The sequence below is a fragment of the Kribbella sp. VKM Ac-2566 genome (genome assembly GCF_004366005.1).
GTDB classification, from domain to species: Bacteria; Actinomycetota; Actinomycetes; order Propionibacteriales; family Kribbellaceae; genus Kribbella; species Kribbella pratensis.
In genome coordinates this window covers 276,991-296,481 of the sequence record NZ_SODT01000013.1, presented here as the reverse complement: position 1 = coordinate 296,481, position 19,491 = coordinate 276,991, and the positions used below count along the sequence as shown (strand labels likewise).

20 protein-coding genes are annotated in these 19,491 nt (G+C 68.3%); 14 read left to right on the top strand and 6 right to left on the bottom strand.

Features of this window, described 5'->3' with window-relative positions; genetic code table 11:
• Window positions 1-317: 317 nt before the first annotated feature.
• Both EV647_RS32140 and EV647_RS32135 read right to left on the bottom strand, forming a co-directional pair.
• Window positions 318-1,511, bottom strand: a complete 1,194-nt coding sequence (locus EV647_RS32140) for an MFS transporter (RefSeq protein WP_134009676.1) — start codon at window positions 1,509-1,511, stop codon at window positions 318-320.
• Window positions 1,508-2,077 carry a helix-turn-helix transcriptional regulator gene (locus tag EV647_RS32135; protein WP_134009674.1) on the bottom strand — a complete coding sequence of 190 codons (570 nt, stop codon included), beginning with the start codon at window positions 2,075-2,077 and terminating at the stop codon, window positions 1,508-1,510. The genes EV647_RS32140 and EV647_RS32135 overlap by 4 nt, the downstream gene beginning before the upstream one ends.
• Before the next feature lie 411 nt (window positions 2,078-2,488).
• On the opposite strand from EV647_RS32135, the gene EV647_RS32130 reads away from it, so the two are divergent.
• The 7 genes from EV647_RS32130 to EV647_RS32100 all read left to right on the top strand — a co-directional run bounded on the left by EV647_RS32130 (window position 2,489) and on the right by EV647_RS32100 (window position 9,442).
• Window positions 2,489-4,177, top strand: a complete 1,689-nt coding sequence (locus EV647_RS32130) for a nitrite/sulfite reductase (RefSeq protein WP_134009671.1) — start codon at window positions 2,489-2,491, stop codon at window positions 4,175-4,177.
• A gap of 142 nt (window positions 4,178-4,319) precedes the next feature.
• Window positions 4,320-5,006: a phosphoadenylyl-sulfate reductase gene (locus EV647_RS32125; RefSeq protein WP_134009669.1), complete on the top strand. Its 687-nt coding sequence runs from the start codon at window positions 4,320-4,322 to the stop codon at window positions 5,004-5,006.
• A complete protein-coding gene (gene cysD / locus EV647_RS32120) occupies window positions 5,003-5,917 on the top strand; it encodes a sulfate adenylyltransferase subunit CysD (protein WP_134009667.1) in 915 nt (304 codons plus the stop codon). Before EV647_RS32125 ends, cysD begins: the two co-directional genes overlap by 4 nt.
• On the top strand, window positions 5,917-7,200 hold the full coding sequence (locus EV647_RS32115; protein WP_134009665.1) for a sulfate adenylyltransferase subunit 1: 1,284 nt from the start codon (window positions 5,917-5,919) through the stop codon (window positions 7,198-7,200). The genes cysD and EV647_RS32115 overlap by 1 nt, the downstream gene beginning before the upstream one ends.
• The gene (locus EV647_RS32110; protein ID WP_133788339.1) at window positions 7,197-7,991 is read left to right on the top strand and encodes a sirohydrochlorin chelatase; all 795 of its coding nucleotides are present in this window, start codon (window positions 7,197-7,199) and stop codon (window positions 7,989-7,991) included. Before EV647_RS32115 ends, EV647_RS32110 begins: the two co-directional genes overlap by 4 nt.
• A 138-nt stretch (window positions 7,992-8,129) precedes the next feature.
• Window positions 8,130-8,357 (top strand): ribbon-helix-helix protein, CopG family, encoded by a 228-nt coding sequence (locus tag EV647_RS32105; RefSeq protein WP_134009663.1) that lies wholly within the window; start codon window positions 8,130-8,132, stop codon window positions 8,355-8,357.
• Window positions 8,357-9,442, top strand: a complete 1,086-nt coding sequence (locus EV647_RS32100) for a Clp protease N-terminal domain-containing protein (RefSeq protein WP_134009661.1) — start codon at window positions 8,357-8,359, stop codon at window positions 9,440-9,442. The genes EV647_RS32105 and EV647_RS32100 overlap by 1 nt, the downstream gene beginning before the upstream one ends.
• A 2-nt stretch (window positions 9,443-9,444) precedes the next feature.
• Here the strand turns inward: EV647_RS32100 and EV647_RS32095 are convergent, their stop codons facing one another.
• Genes EV647_RS32095 through zapE form a run of 3 tightly spaced genes read right to left on the bottom strand, consistent with a single transcriptional unit; the run spans window position 9,445 to window position 11,995 of the window.
• Window positions 9,445-10,050, bottom strand: coding sequence for a DUF998 domain-containing protein (locus EV647_RS32095; RefSeq protein WP_134009659.1), 606 nt, complete (start codon window positions 10,048-10,050; stop codon window positions 9,445-9,447).
• A 42-nt stretch (window positions 10,051-10,092) separates the two neighbouring features.
• The gene (locus tag EV647_RS32090; protein ID WP_134009658.1) at window positions 10,093-10,962 is read right to left on the bottom strand and encodes a polyphosphate kinase 2 family protein; all 870 of its coding nucleotides are present in this window, start codon (window positions 10,960-10,962) and stop codon (window positions 10,093-10,095) included.
• Between the two features lie 4 nt (window positions 10,963-10,966).
• Window positions 10,967-11,995 carry a cell division protein ZapE gene (gene zapE, locus EV647_RS32085; protein ID WP_134009655.1) on the bottom strand — a complete coding sequence of 343 codons (1,029 nt, stop codon included), beginning with the start codon at window positions 11,993-11,995 and terminating at the stop codon, window positions 10,967-10,969.
• 115 nt (window positions 11,996-12,110) lie between these two features.
• Here zapE and EV647_RS43435 point away from each other — a divergent pair, with 115 nt between their 5' ends.
• Genes EV647_RS43435 through EV647_RS32050 form a run of 7 tightly spaced genes read left to right on the top strand, consistent with a single transcriptional unit; the run spans window position 12,111 to window position 18,288 of the window.
• Window positions 12,111-12,704, top strand: coding sequence for an ABC transporter substrate-binding protein (locus tag EV647_RS43435; protein ID WP_166680477.1), 594 nt, complete (start codon window positions 12,111-12,113; stop codon window positions 12,702-12,704).
• Window positions 12,695-13,411, top strand: coding sequence for an extracellular solute-binding protein (locus EV647_RS43430; RefSeq protein WP_166680476.1), 717 nt, complete (start codon window positions 12,695-12,697; stop codon window positions 13,409-13,411). Before EV647_RS43435 ends, EV647_RS43430 begins: the two co-directional genes overlap by 10 nt.
• 4 nt (window positions 13,412-13,415) lie before the next feature.
• On the top strand, window positions 13,416-14,378 hold the full coding sequence (locus EV647_RS32070) for a carbohydrate ABC transporter permease (protein WP_134009649.1): 963 nt from the start codon (window positions 13,416-13,418) through the stop codon (window positions 14,376-14,378).
• Window positions 14,375-15,199: a carbohydrate ABC transporter permease gene (locus tag EV647_RS32065; protein WP_134009647.1), complete on the top strand. Its 825-nt coding sequence runs from the start codon at window positions 14,375-14,377 to the stop codon at window positions 15,197-15,199. Before EV647_RS32070 ends, EV647_RS32065 begins: the two co-directional genes overlap by 4 nt.
• Before the next feature lie 10 nt (window positions 15,200-15,209).
• Complete coding sequence (locus EV647_RS32060) at window positions 15,210-15,986, top strand: VOC family protein (protein WP_134009645.1); 777 nt, start codon at window positions 15,210-15,212, stop codon at window positions 15,984-15,986.
• A complete protein-coding gene (locus EV647_RS32055; RefSeq protein WP_134009643.1) occupies window positions 15,983-16,924 on the top strand; it encodes an aldo/keto reductase in 942 nt (313 codons plus the stop codon). The genes EV647_RS32060 and EV647_RS32055 overlap by 4 nt, the downstream gene beginning before the upstream one ends.
• Window positions 16,921-18,288, top strand: a complete 1,368-nt coding sequence (locus EV647_RS32050; protein ID WP_134009641.1) for a GH1 family beta-glucosidase — start codon at window positions 16,921-16,923, stop codon at window positions 18,286-18,288. The genes EV647_RS32055 and EV647_RS32050 overlap by 4 nt, the downstream gene beginning before the upstream one ends.
• Here the strand turns inward: EV647_RS32050 and EV647_RS32045 are convergent.
• Window positions 18,260-19,471, bottom strand: a complete 1,212-nt coding sequence (locus EV647_RS32045) for an ROK family transcriptional regulator (protein WP_134010362.1) — start codon at window positions 19,469-19,471, stop codon at window positions 18,260-18,262. The genes EV647_RS32050 and EV647_RS32045 overlap by 29 nt on opposite strands.
• Window positions 19,472-19,491: the final 20 nt, after the last annotated feature.

Sequence of the window (19,491 nt, the reverse complement as noted above, 5' to 3'; positions counted from 1 at the left end):
ACCCATCACACGAGGGGATAACCGGCTCTTCTGTCCGATGTGGGTGATGATCAGCCCGATCCGGGGTCGTGCGACAGGTCGTGGTGGGTCGGCACCAGGTATTGCCTGTCCCAGGTCACCAGCGCCTGTCCCCACCCCCGACCGCCGCCCCGCCAACCGTCGCCCCGCCCGGTCGCTCGTCCCTGCGGTGAGCAGACGACGGGTTAACCCCTCGCGTCGGGGGTTCTCTGCTGATACATGAGCGGAGAACCCTGCACACGAGGGGATAACCCCGGCTCTTCTGACGGCGCTCCTCTGACGTGGGGCTCGCCGTTGGGTCAGCGGTTGACGCGGGCGGCTGCCCAGAGGACCAGGGTTGCGAACAGGGTGGCTACCAGGGCGCAGGCGATGGGGACGCTCGACAGGCTGATCAGTGCGCCGAAGCCGACCATTGCGAGCGGCATCATCGCCTCGTCGGACAGGTTGACGATGCTGAAGCTTCGGCCCAGGTACGTCGGGTCGACGGTCTGCTGGAACGCCGCGGACAGCTGCGCCGACGCGATCCCCGCCGTACAGCCGATCATCGCCATCGCGACGAAGACACCGAGCTTCGGCATCAGCCCGATCATCGCGCAACCGGCCGCTTGGACGACCAGCGCCAGCAGACCGGACCGCGCCAGGTCGGCCGGCTTCCACCGCATCGCGACCAGCGCTCCCACCGCGGCCGCGACCCCGGAGCACGCCTCGAACCAGCCGTACCAGGCCGAGCCCCACCCGGCGGAGTGGGTGCGTTGCACCAGTCCGACGGCAAGGATCGGGCCGACACACAGGTTCAACCCTGAGAACGCGATCACCAGTGTCCGCGCCCGGGCGTCCTGCTTGAGGTATGCGAACCCGTCCCGTAGGTCGGCGCGGATCGAGTGGCCTGTGGAGACGGGCTGTGGGAGGCGCGGTTTCACCAGGAACGCCAGTGCCGCCGCGATCACCACGTACGACGCCGCGTCGACGATCATCACGGTGATCAGACCGCCGTGCGCGACCAGCAGGCCGCCGAGCGGGGCGCCTGCGAAGACCGCCAGCCGCTGCGCCAACTGGCTCCCGGCCGACAGTTTCACCAGGTCTTCCGAACGGACCATCCGCCGCGGGAGCGTTCCGGAGGCCGGCGTGTAGAGCGCGTCCACCGCGCCGAACACGACCGCCACCGTAGCTAGCAGTGCTAGCGAAAGTCCCCACATCGCCACGGCCGCCGCGGCGACCGTGAGTACGACGATCCGCGCGAGGTTGGCGAGGATCATCGTCCGGCGGCCGTCGAAGCGATCCGCGAGCGCACCGCCGTACAGCAGGACGAGCGCCTTCGGCAGCGCGCCGATCCCCATCACCAGACCCGCACCGGCCGGGCTCGTGACCTGTGCGGCGCTCCAGGCGAGTCCGACATACCAGGCCATGTCACCCGCCCGCGACACCGCGGACGACGCGATCCATCCCTGTACCCGACGATCCCTCCGGAGCGGCGGAAAGACGTCGGTACTCATGGGCGTGCAGGAACGGCGTGCGCGAAGAAGTAGACCCGGTGCGCGTCCTCACCCTCGGCCGGTCGGTCGGAGTACGAGCGGACCAGCTCCTCGATCCGCTCGCTCAGCTCGGTGAGCTGGTCTGGCGTCAATGTGAGCCATCTCTCGGTGGCGTACGCCGCCCGCAGCCAGGGCTCCTCGAACTCGTACCGCATGTCGAACCACTCCCGCACCTTGCCGACGTGATGAGCGAGGTTCGCGTCCTCGGCGGAGGCCGCGACCAACTCGGCCGCCGGGTCGCCCTTCGCGTCCGCGATCGACCACGAGTACTCCGAGGTGTCGCCGAGCTTCCACCACCGCTCGCGGCGGTTCTTGGCCAGCTCCGGAGCTTCGACGATCACGCCCGCGGACGCGAGAACCTTCAGGTGATGGCTGACATTGCCGACAAGTTCTCCGGTGGACCCGGCCAGCCGCGACGCGGTCGAGGGCCCGTCGACGTTGATCAGGTCGAGCAGCCGACGGCGCAGCGGGTGGTGCATGGCGGCGAGTACGGACGGTGTCACGGTCCGGCGGTTCGGAGGCGTCATGACGAGCACCGTAGCTTCCACAAGAACTCTTGCACAAGAGTTCTTGTACGACGTATTTGCCGCTGGAATCAATCTCCATCAGACTGGTAGAGATAGCCACATCGTGAGATCGGATCTCAGGATGTAGGAATGGGAGTTGATTTGTCAGCGGTTCGCGCTGACGCTTGTGGACATGCTCGCTGCGTTCACCACCCACCTCGTAGGTCGGCTTCATGTCGACCTCGGGCGGATGCGCAGTGCCATCTGTTGTCCTTCGATGTTCTGACAGCCACCCTGCCCGGGCCAACGACGGCCCCCTGATCACCCCCGATCACCGCTGGGTGCGCACCGCGCGGAACGCATCGAACCGACGACGCTTCGATCCTGCCGCCCTCGGTGAGCACCTGTCACGAGGACAAGGACACGCCCCGGATGACTGCCGGCGTCACCTCCCCCGCCCGCAAACCCGCCCGGCCCCGTAAAGGCAAGGGCGAAGGCCAGTGGGCGCTCGGATACCGCGAGCCGCTGAACAAGAACGAAGAGAACAAGAAGAACGACGACGGCCTGAACGTCCGGGCGCGGATCGAGAACGTCTACGCGCACCGCGGCTTCGACTCGATCGACCCCGCCGACCTGCGCGGCCGCTTCCGCTGGTGGGGTCTGTACACCCAGCGCAAGCCCGGGATCGACGGCGGCAAGACCGCGACGCTGGAGCCGGAGGAGCTGGACGACCGCTACTTCATGCTGCGGGTCCGGATCGAGGGCGGCCAGCTGACCACCGAGCAGCTGCGGGTGATCGCCGAGATCTCCACGACGTACGCCCGCGACACCGCGGACATCACCGACCGGCAGAACATCCAGCTGCACTGGATCCGGATCGAGGACGTGCCGACCATCTGGGAGCGGCTCGAGTCGGTGGGGCTCTACACGACCGAGGCGTGCGGCGACGTACCGCGGGTCGTCATCGCGAGCCCCGTTGCGGGTATCGCGGCGGACGAGATCATCGACCCGACGCCGGCCATCGACGAGATCGTCACGAAGTACATCGGCTCGGACGAGTTCTCCAACCTGCCGCGGAAGTTCAAGACGGCGCTCACCGGGCACCCGTCGCACGACGTCGTACCGGAGGTCAACGACATCGCGTTCGTCGGTGTCGTGCACCCCGAGCACGGCCCGGGCTTCGACCTGTGGGTCGGCGGCGGCCTGTCGACGAACCCGATGCTCGCGCAGCGGCTCGGCACCTGGATCCCGCGCGAGGAGGTCGCGGAGGCCTGGTGGGGGGTCACCAGCATCTTCCGCGACTACGGCTACCGCCGGCTGCGGAACCGCGCCCGGCTGAAGTTCCTGCTCGCGGACTGGGGTGTCGAGAAGTTCCGTGAGGTACTGGAAGACAAGTACCTCAAGCGGAAGTTGATCGACGGCCCGGCGCCCGCGGTGCCCGCCGTGCAGGGCGACCACGTCGGGGTGCACAAGCAGAACGACGGCAAGTACTTCGTCGGCGTCGCGCCGGTGGTCGGCCGCGTTTCCGGTACGTCGCTTGCGCAGGTCGCCGACGTGGTGGCGCGGCACGGCTCGAACCGGATCCGCACCACCCCGCAGCAGAAGCTGCTCGTGCTGGACGTCGAGGAGTCGCAGGTCGACTCGCTCGTCGCCGAGCTGGACAAGCTCGGGTTCCAGGCGAACCCGAGCGGCTGGCGGCGGAACACGATGGCCTGCACCGGCATCGAGTTCTGCAAGCTGGCGATCGTCGAGACCAAGGCGAAGGCCGCGCGGCTGATCGAGGAGCTCGAGGAGCGGATCCCCGAGCTCGACGTGCCGATCACCGTGAACCTGAACGGCTGCCCGAACTCCTGCGCCCGGATCCAGACCGCAGACATCGGCCTCAAGGGCCAGCTGGTGATGGGTGCCGACGGCAAGCAGGTCCCGGGCTACCAGGTGCACCTCGGCGGCGGGCTCGGTCTGGACGCCGGCTTCGGCCGGAAGCTCCGCGGCCACAAGGTCACCGCGGACGACCTCACCGACTATGTGGAGCGTGTCACCCAGAACTACCTGAAGGAGCGCAACGAGGGCGAGCGCTTCGCCCAGTGGGTCACCCGAGCGGACGAGGAGGCACTTCAGTGACTGAGCGTGCGGCACCTCTTTACTGCCCCTACTGCGGGGACGAGGACCTTCGTCCTTCCGAAGAAGGCCATGGCGCCTGGGAGTGCCGGCCGTGTGCACGGGTGTTCCAGCTGAAGATGATCGGACTGCGGGTGACGGTGGAATGAGTACGGATCTGAAGACGCTCGCCGAGGAGGCGAACGAACGGCTGGCCGACGCGTCACCCGTGGAGGTGCTCACGTGGGCGCGGGAGACCTTCGGTGACGAGCTGGTCGTGACCGCCTCGATGGCCGACGGCGCACTCCCCCATCTCGCGGCGCAGGCGGCGCCCGGGGTCGACGTACTGTTCCTCGACACCGGCTACCACTTCGCCGAGACGATCGGGACCCGGGACGCGGTGGCGGCGACGCTGCCGATCAACCTCATCAACGCACTGCCGAAGCAGACCGTGGCCGAGCAGGACGCGGAGTACGGCGAGAAGCTGCACGACCGCGATCCGAACAAGTGCTGCGCGCTCCGCAAGGTCGAGCCGCTGAACCGGTACCTGTCCGGCTACAAGGCCTGGGTCACCGGCATTCGCCGCGAGGAGGCGCCGACCCGCGCCAACACGCCGGTCGTCGAGTACGACGAGAAGCGCGACATGGTGAAGCTCAACCCGATCGCGCCGTGGACCCAGGAGGACCTTGACAGCTACATCCAGGACAACGGCGTACTCGTGAACCTGCTGCAGTACGACGGCTACCCGTCGATCGGTTGCGAGCCGTGCACGCAGCGGGTCGCGCCCGGTGAAGACCCGCGCAGCGGCCGCTGGGCGGGCACCGGCAAGGTCGAATGCGGGTTGCACGTATGACCGCGATAGTGGAAACGCCGACGGTCACCGAACTCGACGCGCTCGAGAGCGAGTCCATCTTCATCTTCCGTGAGGTGGCGGCGGAGTTCGAGCGGCCGGTGATCCTGTTCTCCGGCGGCAAGGACTCGATCGTGATGCTGCACCTGGCGCGGAAGGCGTTCGCGCCGGCCGCGGTGCCGTTCACGTTGCTGCACGTCGACACCGGCCACAACTTCCCCGAAGTACTGGCCTATCGCGACGCAGTGGTCGAGCAGCTCGGGCTGCGGCTCGAGGTCGCCAAGGTCGAGGACTACATCGCCGACGGGCGGCTGCGCGAGCGCACCGACGGGACCCGGAACCAGCTGCAGACCGTTCCGTTGCTCGATGCAATCAACGCGCACCGGTTCGACGCCGTCTTCGGCGGCGGCCGGCGTGACGAGGAGCGGGCGCGGGCGAAGGAGCGGATCTTCAGCCTGCGCGACGAGTTCGGTCAGTGGGACCCGCGCAACCAGCGCCCGGAGCTGTGGTCGCTGTACAACGGTCGGCACCGGCCGGGTGAGCATGTGCGAGTGTTCCCGCTGTCCAACTGGACCGAGCTGGACGTATGGAACTACATCGAGCGCGAGCAGATCCCGCTGCCGTCGATCTACTACGCCCACGAGCGGGACGTGTTCGAACGCGACGGCATGCTGCTTGCTGTCGGCCCCTACTCGCAGCCGCGCCCGGGTGAAACCGTCGCCAAGCGCGTGGTCCGGTACCGGACCGTCGGCGACATGTCCTGCACCGGCGCCGTCGCCAGCGTCGCGACATCCGCGGCCGAGGTCGTCATCGAGGTCGCGGCCAGCGAGATCACCGAGCGCGGCGCCACCCGCGCCGACGACCGCGCCAGCGAGGCCGCGATGGAAGACCGTAAACGAGAGGGGTACTTCTGATGAGCACCCTGTTGCGGCTGGCAACGGCCGGATCGGTGGACGACGGCAAGTCGACGCTGGTCGGTCGGCTGCTGCACGACTGCAAGGCGATCCTCGCCGACCAGATCGCGCACGTGAAGACGGTCTCCGAGGCCCGCGGCGGCGACTTCGACTTCGCACTGCTCACCGACGGCCTGCGCGCCGAACGCGAGCAGGGCATCACGATCGACGTCGCCTACCGGTACTTCGCCACCGACAAGCGCTCGTTCATCCTGGCCGACTGCCCCGGGCACGTGCAGTACACCCGGAACACCGTCACCGGCGCCTCGACCGCGGACGTGGTCATCATCCTGGTCGACGCCCGGCACGGCGTCCTCGAGCAAACCCGCCGGCACCTGGCCGTGGCCGGTCTGCTCCGGGTGCCGCACGTCGTACTCGCGGTGAACAAGATCGACCTCGTCGGCTACGACGAGGCCGTGTTCACCAAGATCGCCAAGGACGTCGGCGAGGTCGCCGACCAGCTCGGTATCGCCGACCTGAAGGCGATCCCGGTCTCCGCACTCGTCGGCGACAACGTCGTCGAACACTCCGCCGACACCGCCTGGTACGACGGGCCGACGCTGCTCGAGGTCCTGGAGAACGCGACCGGACGCACCGACACCTCGAACCAGCCGCTGCGGTTCCCGGTGCAGTACGTGATCCGCCCGCAGACCGACGAGTACCGCGACTACCGCGGCTACACCGGAACCGTTGCCTCCGGCACGGTCACGGTCGGCGACCCGGTGATCGTGCTGCCCGCGGGACGCCGTACGTCGATCGCCGGCATCGACCGGCCGGTCGTCACCGCCACGTCGACCGCGGTCGTCGAACGGCCGTCCGCGATCGCCGGCGAAGCCGTCACGGTCCGGCTCGCCGACGACATCGACGTCGCCCGCGGCTCGGTGATCGTCGCCGCCGAGCACTCCCCCGGCACCCGCCGGGAACTGGCGGCCACCATCAGCTGGCTGGCCGACCGGCCACTGACCGTCGGGGCCCGGGTGCTGATCAAGCACACCACCACCACCGCGCAGGCGATCGTCACCAAGATCACCGGCGCGCTGGACCTCGACACGCTCGGAGTCATCGACGCCGCCGAGCTCGCCCTGAACGACATCGGCAAGGTGCAACTCAAGATCGCCGCACCGCTGGCCGCCGACCCGTACTCCAGCAACGCCATCACCGGTTCCTTCCTGCTCATCGACGCCCACGACGGGTGGACGCTCGCGGCCGGAATGATCGACGACGAAGAAGGGGAACTGCTGTGACTGCTCCAGCGCTCGTGATCCTCGCCCACGGCAGCCGCGATCCGCGTTCGGCCGCCACCGTCCACTCGCTCGTCAAGTGCCTGCGCGAGATGCGTGACGACCTGCGGATCGAAGCCTCCTTCCTCGACCACTGCCCGCCCACGCCGTACCAGGTGATCGGCAAGCTCGCCGCCGAAGGCGTCGAAGAGGTCGTCGTCCTGCCGCTGCTGCTGTCGGCCGCGTACCACGCGCGGATCGACGTACCGGCCGTCCTCGACGAGGCGCGCAGCCGGTTCCCGAGCCTGCGGATCATCGCCTCCGACGTGCTCGGGTACGACGACACGCTGCTCGACGTACTCGACCGCCGGATGCGCGCCGAGCTCAAGGGCGGCCGGGTGCGTGAGCTGGACGCGCTGGTACTCGCGGCGGCCGGCTCGAGCGACTCGCACGCGAACGCGAGCGTCACCCGCCTCGCGCGGCTGTGGGGCCAGCGTCACCGGCTCCCGGTGACCGCCGCCTTCGTCTGCGCCGCCTCGCCGTCACCGGCCGAGGCCGTGCTCCAGTGGCGCCTGGAGGGCCGCCGCCACGTCGCGGTCGGCTCGCTGTTCCTCGCCCCCGGCGTACTCCCCGACCGAGCCGAAACCACGTCCCGCCGCGCCGGCGCGGTCGCGGTCTCCGCTCCCCTCGGCGTCAGCGCAGAAGTAGCCCGCCTGGTCCTCCTCCGCTACGGCGTAGCCGGCCTCGATCTCCTCACCCTGGAGCCAGCGCCGCGTCCAGTGATCGCCCGCCCGATGCTGGTGCACTCGGCCTGAGGGCGGACCTGCGCCACTCACCAAACCCACACCCGACCCCGGGCTGAGCGTGCTCAGCCCGGGGTCGTGCTGTCTGCCGGGGCTTGGTGAGTGGCGCACGTCCGGGCCTGACTCCATATAGCGTGATATCTTGATATCATGGCGAAGGACGGGACCAAGAACATCTTGTTGCGGCTCGACCCGGGGCTGGCTGAGCGGTTGCAGACTGTGGCATCGGTGGAGGGGCGTTCGGTGTCGGACGTGGCGCGCGAGGCGATCGCGGCGTTGGTGGATCAGCGCCGGCAGGACGCGCAGTTCAGCCAGTTGCTCGAGCAGAACCTCGCGCGGCACGAGGAGTCGTTGCGCCGGCTGCGTGGAGACGACTGATGCGCTATCTCGGTCGGTACGACGTCCTTGCGATCGCCGCGCGCGTGCTGCGGTGCGACTCCGACGACGTCGTACGCCGATCGAACCTCGACGCGATCGATCGCGTGCTGGACGGCGTACGGCTGACGGGTGGCCTCGCCGAATCGGCTGGGGTGCTGCTCGCTGGTCTGGTTCGGGCGCGCCCGTTCGGCGGGGCGAACCGGGTGGTGGCGGTCGCGGTCGTGCTGCAGTTCGTCACGCTCAACCGGGCCGAGCTGCAACTCGAGCCGGTGGCCGACGTGGACGACCTGCTCGATCGGATCGCCTCCGGTGACGCCGGGCACCCAGAGGCCGCCGCCTTCATCCGGAGCCGGCTCGAGCACCACCCGGTGACGGCCGAGGACCTGCAGGAGCACTTGAAGATCGAGTTGCTCGACGGCCTCGGCGATCTGCTGCAGGACTGGTGGAGGGGAGATCCCATGTACGAACAGTTCAGCGAGCCGGCGCGGCACGTCATCGTGCTGGCGCAGGAGGAGGCGCGCGGCCTCGACCACGTGTACGTCGGCACCGAGCATCTACTGCTCGGGCTGATCACCCTCGGGCAAGGCGTCGCGTCCCGCGTGCTCGCCGACCTGGGCATCACTGCTCCGGCGGTGCGGGATCTGGTCGTCGAGATCATCGGCCGCGGCCGGAGCGGTGCGGCCGCCGGGACGATCCCGTTCACGCCGCGCGCGAAGAGCACGTTCGAGTTCGCGTGGGGCGAGGCGCGGGCCCGTGGCGCGGAGCAGGTCAGCCCGGAGCACCTGCTCCTCGGTGTACTCCACGACGGCGACGGGGTCGGCGGCCAGATCATCACGAAGCTCGCCGAGAGCACCGACGAGGTACGCCGGAAGCTCGAGAAGCACATGAACTGGCGCCGGCGCTCGGAGGACCTCGTCGCGGGCATGCTCGCCGAGGATCCCGCCAACACGTGGACGACGTACGGCCGACGGCATCACCTGCTCGCCGAGCTCAACGCCGTCCTCGAGGAGAACGAGCGCCTGCACGAGCAGGTCGCCGCGCTCCGCGACCTGCTCCGACGGCACAACATCGACCCGGACAGCTGACCTCACGCAGCTTCGACGAGCAGACAGATCCCTACGGTCAGGAACCACAGGTTGGTGCTCAGCAGGAAGCCGCGCTCGAACAGCCCGAAGACCTTGCGCAGTCGCGGGACGAGCGCGATCACCAGCAGAACAAGCGATACGAGCGCGATCATCCGCAGTACCGACAGGAACCCGCCGACGGGCTCCCAGGCGCCGACGGGCTCGAGTTCGGGCGTCAGGCCGGCGATCGCGGCATACGTCAACGCGAAGGCTGCCACCGCGAACGCGTAATGCAACCGCCCGGAGTTCGTCAGCCGCTGTCCTTCCAGGTCGGTCGGGAACTTCAGCATGCCGACTCGCGTCACCGGGATCAGGAACAGGAACACCAACTGCAGCACGGTGACCGTCGGCGTGCCGGGCTCGAACCCGAGGCCGGCGGCCAGTGCCAGGATGCCGGCCGACGAGAGCAGGAGCGCCCAGCGGAACAGGCGCGCGTAGCGGCCGACGCCGTAGTCGCTGACCGCATGCCGCACCGGGTGGTAGCCGGTCGGCAGCAGGTGCAACGCCACGAAAATGCAGAGGTAACCGGCCATCCCCACGACGGCCAGAAGAGCACAGAGCAACGCCATGGGCGCAACCGTATGTGGCGCCGGCCGCGGCAACGAATCCTGTCAGGTTGCGGCCAGGCGCTTCCTCTCGTTCTCCACGTCGAAGTCGGCCGCCGGCCACTGTGGGTTCAGCTCTTTGAGCGTTTCGAGGAGGATCGTGGTGACGGCCCAGTTGCGGTACCACTTGCGGTCGCTCGGGATCACGTACCAGGGCGCGTCAGGCGTGTTGCAGCGCTCGAGCGCGGCGTGGTACGCCTCCATGTAGTCCGGCCACAGCTGGCGCTCGTCGACGTCGCCCGGGTTGTACTTCCAGTGCTTGGTCGGGTCGTCCAGCCGCGCCTCGAGCCGGGCCCGCTGCTCGTCGGCCGAGATGTGCAGGTAGCACTTCACGATCGTCACGCCGCTCGCGGTCAGCTCGGCCTCGAACTCGTTGATCTGGTCGTACCGCCGGGTCCACACGTTCGGCGTGACCAGGTCACGCACCCGGGCGATCAGCACGTCCTCGTAGTGCGACCGGTCGAAGATCCCGATCATCCCGTGCCCCGGCACCGCCTGCCGGATCCGCCACAGGAACCCGCGGCGCTTCTCGGCCGGTGTCGGCGCCTTGAACGACGTGATCTTCAGGCCCTGCGGGTCCATCAGCCCCGCGCCGTGCCGGATCACCCCGCCCTTGCCGGAGGTGTCCATCCCCTGCAGCACCAGCAGAATGCTCCGCTCGCCACCGGTCCGGCCCTCGGCGAACAGCCGCTCCTGCCAGTCCGAGACCTCGGCGCCGAGATTCTCCAGCGCGAGCTTGCCGTCGTCCTTCGTCCCGCTGAACCCCGTCGTCGCACGCGTGTCGTACTTCGTCAGGTCCACCTCGCCGGCCGGCACCCGCAGCTGCTCCCGCAGTCCCCCACCGACGGCCTTCTGGCCCTTCTTCTGCTTCGCCATTAGGTCATCCTGCCTCATCGATCCCACCGGCGCGGGCCAACGCGATCAAGCGCGACAGGGCCCGGAGGTACTTCTTGCGGTAGCCGCCCTTCAGCATCTCGGCCGAGAACAGCTGGTCGAGGGGTACGCCGCTCGCGAGGAGCGGCAGGTTGCGGTCGTACATCCGGTCCGCGAGCACCACCATCCGCAACGCCACGTTCTCGTCGGTCAGCGGCCGTACGTCGGTGATCGCCACCGTCTCGATCCCGTCGAGCAGGGCGCCGTACTTGCTCGGATGCAGCTCGGCCAGGTGCCGGTACAGGTCGACGAAGTGGTCGCACGACGCATTGGCCCGTACTGCGGCCTCCTGCTCGACCTTCTCGTCGGGCCACGGGTCCGGCGCCACGGGCAGGCCCCGGTGCCGGTAGTCGGGCCCGTCCACCCGCCGTACGTCGAAGCGCGCGGCGAGCCCCTGGATCTCGCGGAGGAAGTCGACCGCCTGGAAGCGGCCCTCGCCGAGCTTGTCGGGCAGCGTGTTCGAGGTCGCTGCGAACTCGACGCCGGCCTCGACCAGCTGCCCGAGCAGCCGCGAGATCAGCATCGTGTCGCCGGGGTCGTCGAGCTCGAACTCGTCGATACAGATCAGTCGGTACGACGACAGCGCCTCGACCGCCGTCCGCAGCCCGAGGGCGCCGACCAGGTTGGTGAGCTCGACGAACGTGCAGTACATCTTCGGGCCCGAGGACGCGTGCCACAACGATGCGAGGAGGTGGGTCTTGCCGACGCCGAATCCGCCGTCTAGGTAGATGCCTGGTTTGTCCGGGGACTCGCTCCGACCGCGCAACCGCGACCACAGCGACGGGGCCGGGCGCGGCTTGGCCAGTTTCTCGGCCCGCGCGGACAGCACCGCCAGCGCCTCCGCCTGCGACGGCTCGTCCGGGTCCGGGCGGTACGTGCCGAACCGGACATCGGCGAACCGCGGCGGCGGCACGCACTCGGACAACAGCCGATCCGACGTCACCTCCGGCACCCGCTCACTCAACCGCACCACCATGCGCCCAACCCTAGAGCAGGAAAACTCGGGAAACTCAGCTGTGGCCTTGACCACTTTCTTACTTTCAGTTAGGAAGTTGTGGAGAGGTCGTGAGACCAACGACGAGGAGTCTCCGATGGGCGAACAGCACGTGCGGCGGCGGACGGTTCTGAAAGGGGCGGTGGGTGCGCTCGGCCTCGGGCCGGCGCTGGCCGCCTGTGGGGGCAGTGACAGCGGGGGCGGCACCACGAGCGGCGGGAAGGCCGTGGTCCGGATGTGGTCCTGGTACAACGACCAGGAGGACCAGTTCCCGAAGCTGATCAGCGCGTTCGAGGCCGCGCACAGCAACATCAAGATCGAGAACCGGATCTTCGGCACCCCGGACCAGTACCTGCCCGCGTTGCAGGCGGCGGTCGCGGGTGGCGACGTACCGGAGATCTTCGCGCCGCACACGCGGGCGCTGACCTACGGCACCGGCGGGGTGTCGGCCGACCTGAAGCAGGAGCTCGGCGACGACTTCCTGAAGGACTTCTTCGACTCGGCCAACCAGGAGTACACGCTGGACGGCAAGCAGTACGCCGTCGGCTGGATGGCGCAGACGTTCGGGCTGTTCTACAACCCCGATCTGCTCAAGGCGGCCGGCGTCGGTGAGGACGAGATCGAGACCTGGGACGACCTGATCGCGGCGGCCGCGAAGATCCGCCGTACCGGCAAGCCCCGGTGGCGCTGAGCTGCAATCCGACGACCAGCTCGCTGGACTTCTTCCTGCCGCTGATCACGCAGGTCGCCGACGACCCGACGTACTACCTGAAGCTCGATCAGCTCAAGGACGGCGCGACGTACGAGGACCCGAAGGTGGTCCAGGCGATCGAGCTGCAGCAGAAGATCGTCAAGGCGGGTGTGTTCCAGCCCGGGACGACCGGCACCAGCGGCGACCAGGCGCCGCAGATCTTCTACACGGGCAAGTCCGCGATGCTGTTCAACGGCAGCTGGACGCCGCAGGGGCTCACCAAGGACGCATCGCCGGCGTTCAACAAGTTGTACAAGGTGATGAAGACGCCGGCGATCGCGCCCGGCAAGCGGCACTGGACGGCGAACCAGGCCGGCGCCGGGTGGGCGGTGTCGGCGACCAGCAAGAACAAGGACGCCGCGCTGGAGTTCCTGAAGTTCATGTACTCCGCCGAGCAGTACTCCCCCACCATGAACGACTCGAACTCGATGCCGGCCACGAAGAGCGCGGCAGCCCGGATCGAGTTGCCGATCATGAAGCAGATGACGTCCTGGCTGCTCGACGGCGACGGCTGCCCGCACATCCCGTTCGGGCCCGGCTCGGTGGCCGCCGGCGATCCGCTCGCGAAGATCTTCGACGGCAGCGGCGAGCCGGCGGCGGTCGCGAAGGCGATGCAGCAGGCGGTGCAGAACGCCAAGGGCGGATGATCGGATGGCGACGGCCCTGTCGAGGGAGGACGTCGTACGGCGGTCCGGCGAACGTACGTCGTACCGCTTCGGTTCACCGCTCCGGAAGTCGCAACGGGTCGCCGGGTACCTGTTCGTGCTGCCGACGTTCGCGCTGTTCCTGGCGTTCGTGCTGTGGCCGATCCTCTACACGGCCTATCTGAGCCTGACCTCGTGGGGCGGGTTCGGGCTGCCGCGGTTCGTGAACTTCGACAACTACAGCCGGATGCTGCACGACCCGGTGGCGCGCCGGGCGTTGATCGTCACGCTGGTGCTGACCGGCGTGACGACGGCGATCCTGACGTTCCTCGGCCTCGTCACGGCGGTGCTGGTGAACGTGATCTGGCCGAAGGCCGGTGTCGTCGTCCGGACGATCCTGTTCATTCCCGGGATCGTGTCGTTCGTCGTGTCGGCGGTGCTGTGGAAGCTGATCTACGACCCCAACATCGGCACGCTCAACCGGTTGCTCGGGGCAATCGGCCTGGACAGCCTGCAGCACCCGTGGCTGGCCGACCACAAGACCGTGCTGCCCGCGATCATCGTGGTGACGGTCTGGGGCGGACTCGGGTTCAACATGCTGATCTACTTCGCCGGTCTGCAGAGCATCGATCCCAACCTCTACGAGGCCGCGGCCATGGACGGGGCCAACACGGTCCAGCAGTTCCGCCACATCACGGTCCCGAGTCTGCGGATCGTGACCGGTCTGATCGTCAGCCTCGGGTTGCTCAACGGGTTCAAGGCCTTCGACGTGATCTTCGTGATGACGGGCGGCGGGCCGAACCACGGCAGCGAAGTACTCGGGACCTATCTCTACTCGCTGGCGTTCGGTACGACGTCCGGCTCGATCCCGCAACTGGGATACGCCAGCGCGTTCAGCGTGGTGACGATGGTGCTCTGCACGCTCGCGGTGATCGCGCAGCTCTGGCTGACCCGGAGGGCGGACCGATGAGGAAAACGGCTTTCGGAAAGTCGTTCGCGACTTTCGTGCTGTTTCCGTTCTGTGTCCTGATGGCATTTCCGTTCGGGTGGATGCTGCTCACCTCGCTGCGCGAGCAGAACACGATTTTCAACGGCCCGATCATCCCGCGGAAGTTCACCGGTGCGGCGTACCACGAGGCCTGGACGTCGATCGAGTTCCCCTTGCACTTCTGGAACAGCGTGTGGATCACGTCGGTGACCGTGATCGGGGTGCTGGTCTTCGCGACGCTCAGCGGGTACGCGTTCGCGAAACTGGATTTTCCGTTTCGGAACACGTTGTTCGTGCTGCTGCTGACCACGTTGATGATGCCGTCGACGGCGCTCATCATCCCGCTCTACCTGGAGCTCAAGTCGTTCGGGCTGCTCGACAGCCAGGCCGGTCTGCTGGTGCTGTACATCTCCGGATCGGCGCCGTTCGCGATGTTCCTGATGCGGGCGTTCTTCCAGACGTTGCCCGACGAGCTGATCGAGGCGGCGCGGGTCGACGGCGGCAGCGAGCTGACGATCTTCCGGCGGGTGATCCTGCCGCTCACGAGACCCGGGATCGCGACCGTGGTGATCTTCCAGTTCCTGTCCACCTGGAACGAGTTCCTGATCGCCAACACGGTGCTGCGGAACACCGACTCGCTCCCACTGCAGCCGGTGCTGTTCACGTTGATGGGTCAGTACTCCACGAACTGGCCGGCCCTCACCGCCGGCCTCACGTTGTCCGTCGTACCGGTCGTGATCGTCTACGTCCGGATGCAGCGCCAGTTCGTCGCCGGGATGATGCTCGGCGCCGTCAAGAACTAGAGGAGGTCGGATGCCGATCAAGAACGTCGTGGTCAACTGCGTCGATGTCGAGCGCTCGGTCGAGTACTACACGAGGTTTCTCGAGCTCGAGGTGGTCGGAGAGGTTTCGCCGGAACGCGCCGTCCTCGACGCGGTGACCGCGACGGTCGAGTTACGGGCCGTAGGCAACGGCCGGGAGCAGAGCACCTGGTCCCCGGACGACCTGCAGAAGGGTTTCCGGCATCTCGGCTTCAAGGTCGATCGTCTGGACGAGCGGGCGGAGACACTGAGGGCCGGCGGGGTCGAGTTCAAGCTGGACCCGCTCGATGCCGAAGGCGAGGTCCGGATCTGTTTCTTCTACGACCCGGACGGCACGCTCCTCGAGATGATCCAGGGCGACCTGCAGTACACCGAGATCATGGACGCGGACGGGGTGGCGCGGGAGCGGGCGCTCGGCGTACCGTCACGCCCGCGGTTCGACCACATCGCGGTCACCATCGAGGACCGCGACGCCACCGCGGCCCACTACCACGACCGCCACGGCTTCGACTTCATCGGAACCATCGAGCAGCCGCACGACAGCCGCGGTTTCCACATCGGCTACCTCAAGGGCGGCGACACCGTCCTCGAGGTCTTCACCTACGACGTCCCCAAGACGTCCCGCGACCCGCAACTCGACGTCGCAGGTTTCGCGTACGCCGAACTCGCGGGCGACCCGCCGGACCTGCCGGTCGCGATCTCGCCGGACGGGACGAAGGTCTACGTCGACCCTGACGGATTCGCGTACGCCGTAGGCTCCGACGCATGACTGAAAACTGGCTCCGCCCGCTCGGCTCGACCGGCCTGACCGTCTCCGCCGTTTGCGCCGGCGGCAGCGGGATCGCCGGCATGCCCGCCGTCTTCGGGTACGACGTCACGCCCCAGGAAGCGGTCGACCTGGTACTGCGCGTGTTCGACAGCCCGCTCACCTGGATCGACACCTCCAACGGGTACGGCGACGGCTCCAGCGAGACCCGGATCGGCCAGGCGATCCGCGAGTACGGCGGACTGCCGGAAGGATTCCTGGTCGCGACGAAGGTCGACGCGAAGGACGGCGACTACTCCGGCGCGCGCGTCCGGGCAAGCGTTGCCGAGAGCAAGGAGCGGCTCGGGCTGGACGAGCTGCCACTTGTCCACCTGCATGACCCCGAGGCCCACGACTTCGAGTCGATGCGCGACGCCGTCGACACGCTGATGCAACTGCGCGCCGACGGGGAGATCGGGCATGTCGGCCTGGCGGGCGGCGACACTCGTGAGCTGTCCCGGTACCTGGATCTCGGCGGGTTCGAAGTACTGCTCGTGCACAACCGCTGGAGCTTGGTCGACCACTCGGCCGGCGGCATCTTCCAGCGGGCCCGCGCGGAGGGCATCGCGGTGGTGAACGCGGCGGTCTACGGCGGCGGGATCCTCGCGAACCCGGCCGGCGCGACCAAGTACGCCTACCGCGAGGCGCCGGCCGCGGTCCTGCAGGCCGTGGCGGAGATGGACAAGGCGTGCCGCGACTACGGCATCGACCTCGCGACGGCCGCGCTCCGGCACTCGATCGACGACCCGGGCATCGCCGGGACGGTCGTCGGCATCACCAAGCCCGCGCGCGTCGACGCGCTGCTCGCTGCCCGGGATGCGGACCTGCCGAAGGAACTGCTTAACCGGTTAGGTAGCCTGCTTCCCGACAAGCAGTACTGGGTCGAGAAGGAGACGACGTGACCAACGGCTTCCCGAGCGGGTTCACCTGGGGCGCGGCGACCGCGTCGTACCAGGTCGAGGGTGCGGTCTCCGCGGACGGCCGCGGCCCGAGTATCTGGGACACGTTCGCCCACACTCCGGGACGGATCGCGGACGGCACCACCGGCGACGTGGCCGTTGAGCACTACGTCCGGTTCGCCGACGACGTCCGGCTGCTGGCGGACCTCGGTCTGAGCGCGTACCGGTTCTCGATCGCGTGGCCGCGGATCGTGCCGGCCGGCTCGGGTACGACGAACCAGGCCGGGCTCGACTTCTACCGTAGGCTCGCCGAGACGTGTCTGGAGAACGGCGTCACGCCGTACGCGACGCTGTATCACTGGGACCTGCCGCAGCCGCTCGAGGATGCCGGCGGCTGGCTGGTGCGCGACACGGCCGAGCGTTTCCGCGACTACGCCGCCGTCACCCACGACGCGCTGTCGGACGTGATCAAGCACTGGATGACGCTGAACGAGCCGTGGTGCTCGGCGTTCCTCGGGTACGGCAACGGTGAGCACGCGCCGGGCCGGACCGAAGGCGCCGATGCGCTGAAGGCGGTGCACCACCTGCTGCTCGGACACGGCCTGGCGCTCGACGCGATCCGGTCCGAGGGCGGGACGTACGGCATCGCGCTCAACCCGGCGCCGATCCACGCCGCCACCGACTCCCCCGCCGACCGCGACGCCGCGCGCCGGATCGACGGCCTGCGGAACCGTCTCTTCCTGGAACCGTTGCTGTCCGGGCAGTACCCGGCGGACGTTCTGGAAGACACCGGGATGTCGGAGTGGTTCGAGGCCCAGGAGGCCGACCTGCCGTTGATCGGCGCTCCACTCGACTTCATCGGCGTCAACTACTACTGCCCGACCACGGTGGCGGCGCCGGACGGGCCGATCTCGTCGCCGGTCGCGTCCACCCAACCAGGCAGCGAGAACGTCGTTGCCGTCGACACCGGTCTCCCCAAGACGCAGATGGGCTGGCCGATCCAGGCGACCGGTCTGCGCGACATCCTGGTCACGATCAACAAGCTCGCGCCCGAGCTGCCGTTGTACGTGACGGAGAACGGATCGGCGTACCCGGACTTCGTGACAGCGGACGGGACGGTCGAGGACGACGAGCGACTCGACTATCTGCAGCAGCACGTCGCCGTCTGCCAGGAGCTGGTCACCGAGGGCTTTCCGCTGAAGGGGTACTTCGCCTGGTCGCTGCTCGACAACTTCGAGTGGGCCTGGGGGTACAGCCGCCGCTTCGGCATCGTGTACGTCGACTACACGACGCAGGCGCGCATCGTGAAGAAGAGCGGCCGCTGGCTGCAGGACTTCCTCACGAGCGAGCGTTCTGGTGCGGAGTGAGTTGACTGTGGAGGACGAGTGAGGCGGCGCCCAGCGCCGCCGCGCTCGGCCCCAGCTTGGAGAGTTCAACGCGCGTCGGGTGCATCGCGCGGACGAACGACAGCCGGTTGAGTTCCTGAGACGCGATGCGCATGTAGATGTCGCCGGCCTCGCTGAAGCCGGGGCCGGCGAGGATGATCTGGTCCAGATCCAGCAGGTTCGTGATCGAGAGCAGCGCCTTCGCGAGGTACGTCGCGGACTCCTCGATCAGCTCCACGCACCGCGTATCACCGCTCGCGGCCAGACGCGCGATCTTGGCGAAGTCCGCGCGTACGGACGTCTGACGACCGCGGAGACCGAGCTGGTCGACCAGCGTCGCGTCCTGTTCGGCGCGCGCGACCACCGCCGCCGGAGCAGCCAGGCTCTCCAGGCACCCCTGCCCGCCGCACCAGCACATCGGCCCGTTGACATCGAGGACCATGTGGCCGATCTCGCCGACGTTCGACGACGAGCCGCGGTACACATCGCCGTTCGTCACCAGGCCGAGCCCGAAACCGGCCGCCAGATAAACGGTCGCGAAATCGTTCACCGACGGGATCTTCCCGGCCCAGAACTCGCCGATCGCCGCGCACGTCGAGTCGTTCTCCACCACGATCGGGTGGTCGATGGCCTCCTTCAGCGTGTCCCGCACCGCGAACGGCTCCCAGGCGTACTTCGCCGAGTCCGTCCGCAGCAGGCGCGTCCCGCCGCGGCCCTGCCGGCCGGCCAGTGCGACGCCGACCCCGACCAGCGTGGACGGCTCGATCTCCGCCTTCACGATCAGGTCCTCGAGCTCGGCCGTGATCCGCTTGACGGCGGTCGCCGGCGCGTCCTTCCCGATCCCCCGCGACGACAGCTGCTCGATCACCCGGCCGCTCATGTCGGTGACGACGTACGTCGTACTCGGGGTGTCGACCGCGATACCGACCGCGTGCCGCGCGCGGGGGTTGAACTGCAGCAGCGTGGCACGTTTGCCGCCGGTCGGGTCGCCGTACCCGGTCTCGATGATCAGGCCGTCGGCGAGCAACCGTTTGACCACCCGGGAGATCGACGCGCCGGTCAGGCCGGAGCGGTCGGCGAGGTCGACGCGGGTCACCGTCCCGCTGGAACGGATCAGGTCGAGGATCGCGCTGTGCGTCTCCTGCGCGGTCGCACCTCTCAGCATCTTCGCCACGTCACCCTCCC